This is a genomic window from Emergencia sp. 1XD21-10, from assembly GCF_009936045.1.
GTDB lineage: Bacteria > Bacillota > Clostridia > Peptostreptococcales > Anaerovoracaceae > Senimuribacter > Senimuribacter intestinalis.
On record NZ_QWEQ01000065.1, the window covers coordinates 1 to 2,060 of the forward strand.

2 protein-coding genes are annotated in these 2,060 nt (G+C 44.1%); both read left to right on the top strand.

From position 1 onward, the window contains the following. Positions 1-804: ParA family protein (locus D1151_RS16265; RefSeq protein ID WP_207708628.1), on the top strand; the 804-nt coding region annotated here is incomplete at its 5' end. Between the two features lie 72 nt (positions 805-876). Then, positions 877-1,878, top strand: coding sequence for a ParB/RepB/Spo0J family partition protein (locus tag D1151_RS16270; RefSeq protein ID WP_161909569.1), 1,002 nt, complete (start codon positions 877-879; stop codon positions 1,876-1,878). Positions 1,879-2,060 lie beyond the last annotated feature (182 nt).

Consider the following 2,060-nt stretch of genomic DNA (forward strand, 5'->3'; position numbering starts at 1 on the left):
AGGGAAATGAGCAATGAATTGGAGGAACGAAACATGAAGAAGGAAGCGCAAATTATCGCATTAGCAAATCAGAAAGGTGGCGTTGGGAAGACAACCACATGCCATGTACTGGCTTATGGGTTGGCAGATCAGGGTTGCAAGGTATTGACCATTGACACAGATCCACAATGCAATCTTACGGAAAGCTTCAGACTGAACGGCGACATGGAGGGGACTGTTTACCAGCTTTTCCGCAGAGAAAAGAAAGTGGAAGACTGCATTTGTCGGATCAATGCAAATATTAATCTTTTACCAGGCAGTCTGTCCATGGCAGGGGCAGATATGGAGTTTTCTTTTGCCGGCAGAGAGTATTTGTTGAAGGAAGCACTGGAACCAATTAAAGAAGAATATGATTTTATCTTGGTTGATACGCCGCCCACATTGGGTATCATCACCATCAACACATTGGCGGCAGCTGACGGAATCGTTATACCGGTCAAAGCTTCAAAGTATTCCGTGCAAGGGCTATCGCAGCTGCTTCAAACTATACGGCTGGTACAAGGATATTACAACAAAAATCTTGCGATAACCGGAGTTTTGGTTACGCAACATGAAGGACGCAGCAACATACGTAAAGGCATCAAGGCTGCGCTGGACAAGCTGATGGATGCGCAGGGCATCAGGGTATTTGACAGTGTGATTCGGAACGGCGTTGCAATCGAAGAAGCGCAATACCGGCAGACAAACCCGCTTACGGAACGACCAAAGGCATCAGTGACGGAAGATTATAGGGCATTTGTAGCAGAGTTCTTGCAAAATATTTGAGCATGTGAAAGAGAATTTGGGTAGAGCGATTAACAACCGAGAGTAAACCCTAGTAGTTAGGAGGAGTTTTGTATGGGAAGAAGAAATGAATTTGATCCATCCGCATTGGAGAGCCTTTTTCCGGAAGCGGCTAAGGATAAGAAAGAGGAAGGCAGCAGTGTAACAGACATACTGCTTGATGACATTCTGCCGTTTCACACGGGTGGAAGCCACCCATTTGAAGTGGTGGATGATGATGACATGCATAACCTTGAAGACGATATACGTGAAAATGGACAATTGGAACCGATTATTGTCCGGAAGGATGTGAACTTGACAGGAAGATACGAGGCAATCACCGGTCACAGGAGAATGTTTGTGGCAAGAAAACTGGGACTTGATAAGATCAAAGCAACCATCGTAGATTATAATGACGAACAAGCTACCAGACTGATGGTCGTCTCCAATTTACAAAAGAGGTCCGTTATCAAACCATCGACCAAGGCAAAGGCATATGCTTTGTATATGGAGGTTAATAAAAGGCAGGGAGAGCGAGCAGATTTAACTTCGTGCCCACTGGGCACGAAGTTACGTACCGATGATCAGGCGGCAGAAGAGTTTCAGGAAAGTGCCAGAAACATTCAACGTTACATACGGCTTAATGAACTCATTCTTCCGCTGCTTGGCATGGTAGACGCGAAAGAAATCAAGTTTAGAGTCGGCGTGGAACTGTCCTATCTGGATAAGAAAGATCAGAAAAACTTGCTGGAGTATATGCAGGAAACCGGATATATGCCATCACTGGAAGAAGCGACGGAAATTAAAAAGCATTATAAAAATGGTGGAACGGTAGATGCAGTATATCTTGACCAGTTAACTGGAAGGGACAGTAAAGTGACCGGGGCAGAGACAGAACTAAAAGCACCAAAAGCGAAGAAGTTAAAAATCAACGAGCGCTTTGTTACGGAGTATCTTCCGGAACCCATGCGAAAGCTGAATGTGGAAAGAAAAAGGGCATATACGCAGGCGGCGCTGATTATGTATAACAATTATTTAGCAGAGCATCCGGAAGAACAGAAAGAATGGGAAGACTGAGTCAACCTATGAGAACTTGTGGAGAATGTCACCACTTACAAAAATATCATGAAAATGTGTATGTTTGTCCTAAAAAGAAAAACATCATTCCAAAGAAAAAACTCAGCGTAACAACCAATTGCCCAAACTGGGAGGCTGCACAAAAATCAAAAGAATAGAGGCGGTGTTACATCTATGTCAAT